Below are 7,533 nucleotides of genomic sequence, written 5' to 3'. Positions count from 1 at the left end.
GCGTATCTTTAAACAGTCCCGAGGGTAGGGACAGTGAGGCGGGCTTAAAAACCTTTGATAACAACTCCGATGCGGCACATACGGGTTTTTGGGGTTCCTGGACGGATGCACAATTTATCCGTCATAAAAACCCCAAATTTAAACCAAGGAGGACAGCGCTCTTCCCCGCAGCAGAGCTGCGAGGTATCCGCGCTTAAAAAAGAATGAAAATACTCCACACGGGAGACCTGCACTTCGACAACCCGCCTCAGTTATTGGCAGAGATTGTCAAGTGCAGCAACCATCTGATAAGTGTCGCCATTGGTGAACAACCGGACCTTATCGCTGTTGCAGGGGATACATTCCACGACAGCGTTGAACTTGGTTCTCCTGCCTCATTGACGGCAATGAAATTTATTCAGCAATGCGCTGACATTGCCCCTGTTGTAGTCATAAGGGGTACGACAACGCATGATGCAGAGGGCAGCGTAAATGCCCTTGCAAAACTCAAAGGGAAAAACAGCATATTTGTAACAGACAGGCCAGAGCAGGTATACCTGCTGGATTCCGGACAGTTTGTAACTAATTTAGCAACCTACGATAAGCCGGTTGCGCTCCTTTCACTATTGCCGTCAGTCACAAAGGCAAATGTTGTGAACGGAAATGGCAACGGCAACCAATCGACACAGAGGTCAAATGAACAGACCGCAGATTTGCTCAGAGATATTCTCGTGGCATGGGGAGAAGTAAACCAATCAATAAGGTTATCCAGAGGGTCAACTTCCGGCATACCTGCAATCATGGTCGGTCATTTTACCGTAACGGGTTCTGTTCTTCCTACTGGTCACCAGATGATTGGCAAAGAACTAGAGCTTACGGTAGGCGATTTGAGATTAGCCGGGGCAAATCTTGTTTGTCTCGGTCACATTCATAAATCACAATCGTGGGGAGAAATAAGCTACTGCGGAAGCATCACGCGCCTTAATTACGGCGATGCGGGCGACCATAAGGGATTTTATATCCATGAATTATCTAAGCAGGAGCTCGCCTCGCGTTTTATAGAAACTCCGGCAAGGGTAATGAGGGTAGTAAAGCCCATGAACGATATCCCGAGTACAGACGACCTCGGCGACATCGCAGCGGGCGACTGCGTAAAACTCACATTCGAAATCAGCGAAGAAGACCTCTCGAAGGTAAACGAGGAAGCAATACGTCAGGCAGCGCTCGCAAAAGGGGCTGCAGAAATAAAAATAGAGAAGATCATTATACCAAAAAACACTGTCAGGGCGGAGGGCATCAGCAGACTCAAAAACGCCGAAGATAAGCTCAGAAAATGGGCTGAACTCACCGGCGTGGAGGTTAACGAAAATATGCTGAAAAAACTCTCAGACCTCGAAACAATCAATGACCCGGCGGACTATGCAAAACAATATACGGAGGCAACAACATGAGACCTATATCATTGAAACTTAAATGCTTCAAGGGTATCCAGGCCGGCATGGGGTTGGAAGAAATTAAAATTGATTTCTCAAATATTCCATCCGGTATCGTTACATTCTCCGCCCCGAACGGGACAGGGAAGACAACGATCATGGATAATCTGCATCCCTACAGGTTCATGCCCTTCAGGGCATCGAGCTATTCTCCAAAGGCGTTCTCATTTTACGAACACTGTTATGGGGAAGCTCTCAAGGAACTTGTATTCGGGATGAATGGCACAAAATACAAAAGCCTTCTGCTTCTCAATGTTGAGAAGAAAAAACAGGAGGCATACCTTTACATAGAGGAAAATGGAACATGGACGCCGCTCAATGACGGGAAGTTGGAGTCATACGACCTGGCAGTAGAAAACCTGCTCGGCAATCCCGAACTCTTTTTCATGTCGGTGTTCAGGGCACAAAACGCGAAATCACTCACAAGTTATTCCAAAGGAGACATCAAGGAAATATTCACTGAACTTCTTGGCGTATATCACCTGAAGGCAATCTCCGACAGAGCAGGGTTTATCAAAACAGAGGTACAGCGCCTGCTCGATACTATAAGAGGGGAAAAGACATCACTTACACAGGTCCTCGAAAAAGAGGGCTTCATTATAACAAGCATGGCAGATACGGAACTGTCCATAAAGATAACAAAAGAAGAAATGGCCCGCATGGACGAACTGATGTCAAAAGGGCAGGAGAAATTGACAAATCTCGATGTGCAGATCGCATCCCAGAAAACACTTTTGTTACAAGAGAGAGAAACCAAATCCGAGGTCACTAAAAGAAAAGAGAGGTTAACAACTTTTCTTTCCGGTCAGGAATCGAGGAAAAGGGGAATTGAGGCAAGGAACTTACGGACAAAAACAAGAATCACCGATTCCGAAACGCTTATCTCCAAGCTACCCGAACTTCAGGAGGCAAAGAGAAGCAAAGCAGTTTTGGAAGAAAAGGCTAATCTGCTCAAGGGTGAATATAAGGAGATCGATGCGGAATACATCGGCATCAATAACCGCATCATGACGTTGAACAAAGCAGAAGGACTGATGAAGGAAAAAGAGAAAGTCCTTCAAAAGCTCCGTATGGAAAGAGAATCAGCAATCAAGATGTTTGAGAAAAACCTTGAGATTGCCCGAAACGAGGAACAGAAACTCAAAAATACCCCTTGCGGCGGATCACTGACTGAGGGGTGTATCTTCGTTATGAGCGCGGTATCAGAAACAAAAAAGATACCGGAACTTCAGGAAAGACTCGGCAGCCTTAACAAAGTGTCATCCGGAGAGGTCAAAATTTCTGGCGAAATCGATAGTCTCAAAGTAATGCTCACGAACAGGGAAGCCCTTAATAAAACGTTGATGGAACTTCTTCAAAAGAAAAGGGATGTACAGGCGAATATAGAGAGTTTGGAAAAGAATCTCAACGAACTGAATAAATCCTTTGAATCTCTACCGAAGGTTGAGCTTGCCGAAAAGGAATTACCGTCTTTGAGGCAAGAGCTTGAATCGCTCAACAGCGAACTTAACGGTATTAACGAAACAACAAAACTGCAGACAGCATCCGATGAAGCTGAAATCAAAAGCCTTGAAGAAAAGCTCTCAGAAATCACCAATGTTTTAGACGGTGATCTCGTGAACAAGAAGGTTGCCCTTCTTGATGAACTTGAACAGATAAAAAGAAAAAGGGCATCCCTCACGCAGGGGCTCGAAGAAGCGACAAAAAAGACAGGTTCATTAAACACTGAAGTTCAGCGTGTTGAGGAAGCAAAAGGCAAACTCGAAGCCCTCTCAACAAGAGAAAACCATCTTGCAGAAGAAACATCACAATGGTCGCTGCTTGAAAAAGCCTTTGGAAACGACGGCATTATTGCCCTTGAGATAGATGATGCAGGCCCTCAGATAACCACCTATGCGAACGACCTCCTGAAGATATTCGGGGGCAGGTTCAGTGTCAAGATAGAAACTCAGCTTGCCAAAACAAAAGGCGGGATGAAAGAAGGTTTCGATATCATCGTTTTTGACAGCCAGACAAACGAATCAAAAAGCATAAAGAGGCTGTCCGGCGGAGAGAAAACCTGGGTGGAAGAAGCAATCACCCGGGCGATATGTCTCTACAGGGCAAATTTAAGCGGCATAAGGTATGAGTGCATCTTCTCTGATGAGAAAGATGGTGCGCTTGATACAGAGAAGAAAAAAGAGTTCTTCGACATGAAAAAGCGTGTCCTTGAACTCGGCGGGTATAAAAACGAGTTCTGCATCACACAGACTGATGCGCTCCTGTCGAGAGCTGACGCGGTGATTGAGCTTAAGAGGGAACACGGAATTACCATTAGATAGAGAAGGAAGCTGAATTTAAAACAAACACCAGAAGCCCAGGGAATTAACCCCCTGGGCTTTTTTCCGTCATAATCAAAGAAGTAATACTATACAGATAATATTTCAGTAGGTTTATCCGAAAACATTCAAAACGACTTTCAAAACAATTTCCAAAAACAAACTAAAAGGAGGCAACAAAATTATGACAGATAACACAACAGGTGTTGTTGCAACATTGGATAGCAGCGATTCAGAATACATTGCAAAAATATCGACACTTCTTGGTCCTAAATACTTACTCCCGAAGGCGGGGGTTATCAGACCGGGCATCATGGTATTAAAAGCGGGTTGTACACCCCAGGACGAGAAGGTTTATAAGGATATGACGGCCAAAGGAGCACCATGGGACGACATAAACAAAGCACTTGGCGTGGATGGAAAACTAAAGTCAAAGATGACCCCGGCAAACGTTGATTATTTCACGGTCAATGCTGGTGATTGTCTCTTTCCGGAAAACGCTGCAATCATAAAAAAACTTTATGCCGACAAAGACGGGAAGGTAAGAAGGATACCCGTATGGTTTCCGGTAAACGAATGGTGGAAAATTATGCCACATTCGTTAAGGTGCTGGGGACAGTCAGGAATAAAATTCATGAGCGACATAAAAATTACCGGAAACATGGTAGAAAACATATGCCGTTTCCCGATGAATTCTGAACCCGGAAAAAGGATTTTCGGCGGCAGACAGTGGGGGACGCGCCCTTGCTCGCCTGAAGACTGCCGGGAATACCAGGCGGGTGAATGTAAATTCGGAGGAATGGTGCAGTTCTACATCCCCGGCGCTAAAGGGGTGGGCATATGGGTACTTCCGACAACCTCATGGTACTCGCTGGTCGCTATAAAAAGCGTCCTTCAGGACGTATCACGGATAACGGGAGGCAGGCTGGCGAGATTGTTCGACAGTGACAGAAAACCTGTATTCCAACTCACAAAAACGGAAGAGATAGTTTCTGCAATAGATACGAAAACCGGTAAACCAACACAGCGGAAACAATACCTCATATATTTAGATCTGACTGTAGATATGACAGAACTTGCTCTCATATATGAGAGCAGGAATCTAACTATAAGAGGAATAAAAGCTGCAGCAATGCTTACAAAACCGGTCATCACGGATTCCACATATGAAAATGAAGTGTCTGCTGAAACTGTTGTTGAAACTGCCGTGGAACCTATTAAACCTGCCATAGAAGAAATACCGGAGAAAGCGGCGGCACTGCCTGAAGCAGAAGCTCCCAAAGCAGAAATTCCAAATGCTGAAGCTGTTGTTGCTGCAGCTCCCGAAAAGGAAACAAATCAGGAAACCGCGGCAACGCCTGCACAGACAGAAGCAGAGAACCCCGATCAAAACAAAATAACTACCATTGTCAAAGAGTGCGCCGGCATCAAGGCCAAAATTGCTGCCGATACCTACCAGGGGATAAGAAAAAGATACCCCGGGTCCTGGAAGGGATGGACGTTTACACAGGCGCAGGACTTCCATAAGGAGATGCTCGATGCATTGAAGAATGCCGGTAACGGCAATGGCAATAACGGAAACAAAGATGTTATGGATGACTTAATCCAGAAAATCAAGGAATTTGCCGGTAGTTACGGCGTTCCGGCCAGCGTACAGGAAACTGCCATTAATAATGAAACAATTTCGGAAGAGGTCGCTACAAATTGGTTGAATCGCTTGGAACAGGGCGACTTCTCGATGTTTCTGGACGCAATAAAATAATATAAATCAAAGGAACCCCGAAAGGGGTTTCTTGATATTCAAGGAGAAAAAACTATGAACGAAAGCTCAATGACATTACCAAGAGCACGGGTCGTAAAAGACCCTGAATTAAGATATTCGGCAAAAGGAACCCCGTTTCTTAACCTGAGGTTGGTATATAAAGGCGGGAACCACGACATATTTATCAATGGGGTATTGTCCGGAAAGCCTGCAGAAGCTTTCAAGATAGACAAAGGCGACTTGTTGAGCGCAATAGGCGAACTCGAAGAAAACGTCTGGCAAGCGCAAAGCGGTGAAAAGAAGCAGCTCTATATGCACATTACAAAGCTGTTCATCCTCAAAAAGAAGGGAATTGAATCACAAAATACCGTGAAAAAAGAAAACGATGATTTTATCCCCGAAGATATCGACATATAGGGAGGCGAAAGATGATAAATAGCGAAATATGGCACAAGAAATACCGCTTCGGTGATGAGAAAACGTTTGAAGACACCGCTTTACGGGTAGCAAAGCACATTGCCGATGTGGACAAAACTTTAGCGGTTGAATTTTATGACGCAATGGTCTCCTTGAAGTTTATCCCTGGAGGCAGGATATTGGCATACGCCGGAACGGGCAACCCAAAGGCGACATTTTCCAACTGCTACGTGATGGACGAAATTGAAGACTCCATGGAGGGGATTATGAAGTCCCTCGGAGAAAGCGCGCTCACTATGAAGGCAGGCGGAGGAATCGGCATGAACTTCTCAACATTGAGACCTTACGGGAATAGGGTAGGGGGCACGAATTCAATCGCTTCCGGTCCGGTATCCTTTATGGAGATGTGGAATGCAATGTCAAGAACCATCTCCGGCGTAGGTGACAGGAAAGGGGCAATGATCGCGGTTTTGAATGCGGATCACCCCGACATAGAAGCCTTTATTATAGCAAAAAAAGACAACACAGGGGAAACTCCCGTGTTGGAGAAATTTAATCTCTCTGTCGGCATTAGCGATAACTTCATGAAAGCAGTTGAAAAAAACGGCGAATGGAACCTGATATATCAGGGGGCAAATCACAAAACAGTGAAGGCAGGGGATCTCTTCCGGTTGATTGTTGAAAACAACCGGGAGAAAGCAGAACCGGGTGCAATGTTTGTTGATACCATAAACAGCATGAACAACCTGTGGTACTGTGAGAAGATCAATGCAAGCAACCCTTGCGGAGAATTACCTATGCCGCCATACGGAGCTTGTAACTTAGGCTCCATTAACCTGACTCGGTTTGTCGCTGATCCATTTACTGAAGATGCACGAATCGATATTGAAGGTTTAACGAGGACAGTAAAAACTGCGGTGAGATTTTTGGACAACGTAATTGACCTGAACTATTATCCGATTCCAGAACAACGGGAAAAATCGCTTCAGACAAGGAGGATTGGCCTCGGCGTTATGGGACTGGGGAGTATGCTGGCAATGATAGGAGTGAAATACGGCAGCGAAGAAAGTTTGAAGGTTATTGAGCAAGTCTTCGGTAATGTAAGGAATACAGCTTACGAGGAATCTATCGGGCTGGCAAAGGAAAAGGGCGCATTTCCCATGTATGATAAAGAAAAATATCTGAAGGGAAGATTTATCGCGTACCTCCCGGAGGGGCTCAGAAAAAAAATAGAAAAACACGGTATAAGAAACTCACACCTACTAACAATCGCTCCTACGGGGACGACAGCACAATTGGCCGGCAACGTGTCAAGCGGTGTGGAACCATTATTCAGCCTCGAATATGTGAGACGGAACGATGGACAAGAAATTCTCGTTCGTGACTACGCCTGGCAGAAATACCTGGAGGTTGCTAAGACCGATGAAGCTCCCGATTTCTTTGTCACGGCACACGATCTTTCTTGGAGAGAACACATAGCGGTTATGGCTGAGTGCCAGAAGTATATAGACTCCGCTATCTCCAAAACAATAAACCTGCCTAAGGAGATAACCATCGAAGAAAT

At 45.3% G+C, this 7,533-nt stretch carries 6 protein-coding genes; all 6 read left to right on the top strand.

The window, feature by feature from the left end:
* Positions 1–197 (top strand): hypothetical protein (locus Q7J27_10975; protein ID MDO9529666.1); only part of this gene is annotated, 197 nt, incomplete at its 5' end.
* 6 nt (positions 198–203) lie between these two features.
* Positions 204–1,430 carry a metallophosphoesterase gene (locus tag Q7J27_10970; GenBank protein MDO9529665.1) on the top strand — a complete coding sequence of 409 codons (1,227 nt, stop codon included), beginning with the start codon at positions 204–206 and terminating at the stop codon, positions 1,428–1,430.
* Positions 1,427–3,793 (top strand): hypothetical protein, encoded by a 2,367-nt coding sequence (locus Q7J27_10965; GenBank protein MDO9529664.1) that lies wholly within the window; start codon positions 1,427–1,429, stop codon positions 3,791–3,793. The genes Q7J27_10970 and Q7J27_10965 overlap by 4 nt, the downstream gene beginning before the upstream one ends.
* Positions 3,794–3,974: 181 nt before the next feature.
* A complete protein-coding gene (locus tag Q7J27_10960) occupies positions 3,975–5,552 on the top strand; it encodes a hypothetical protein (GenBank protein MDO9529663.1) in 1,578 nt (525 codons plus the stop codon).
* A gap of 54 nt (positions 5,553–5,606) precedes the next feature.
* Positions 5,607–5,969 (top strand): single-stranded DNA-binding protein, encoded by a 363-nt coding sequence (locus Q7J27_10955; GenBank protein ID MDO9529662.1) that lies wholly within the window; start codon positions 5,607–5,609, stop codon positions 5,967–5,969.
* Positions 5,970–5,980: 11 nt separating this feature from the next.
* Positions 5,981–7,533, top strand: a 1,553-nt coding sequence (locus tag Q7J27_10950; GenBank protein ID MDO9529661.1) for an adenosylcobalamin-dependent ribonucleoside-diphosphate reductase, incomplete at its 3' end; no start/stop codon positions are given.

It is taken from the genome of Syntrophales bacterium (genome assembly GCA_030655775.1).
Classification (GTDB): Bacteria; Desulfobacterota; Syntrophia; order Syntrophales; family JADFWA01; genus JAUSPI01.
Note: the sequence above shows the minus strand (reverse complement) of the source record. Positions and strands in the feature narration are given on the sequence as shown.

Excerpts from the sequence above, each read along its gene's own strand:
- Q7J27_10970 (MDO9529665.1), top strand. The coding sequence starts at position 204 with ATGAAAATACTCCACACGGGAGACCTGCACTTCGACAACCCGCCTCAG.
- Q7J27_10965 (MDO9529664.1), top strand. The coding sequence starts at position 1,427 with ATGAGACCTATATCATTGAAACTTAAATGCTTCAAGGGTATCCAGGCC.
- Q7J27_10960 (MDO9529663.1), top strand. The coding sequence starts at position 3,975 with ATGACAGATAACACAACAGGTGTTGTTGCAACATTGGATAGCAGCGAT.
- Q7J27_10955 (MDO9529662.1), top strand. The coding sequence starts at position 5,607 with ATGAACGAAAGCTCAATGACATTACCAAGAGCACGGGTCGTAAAAGAC.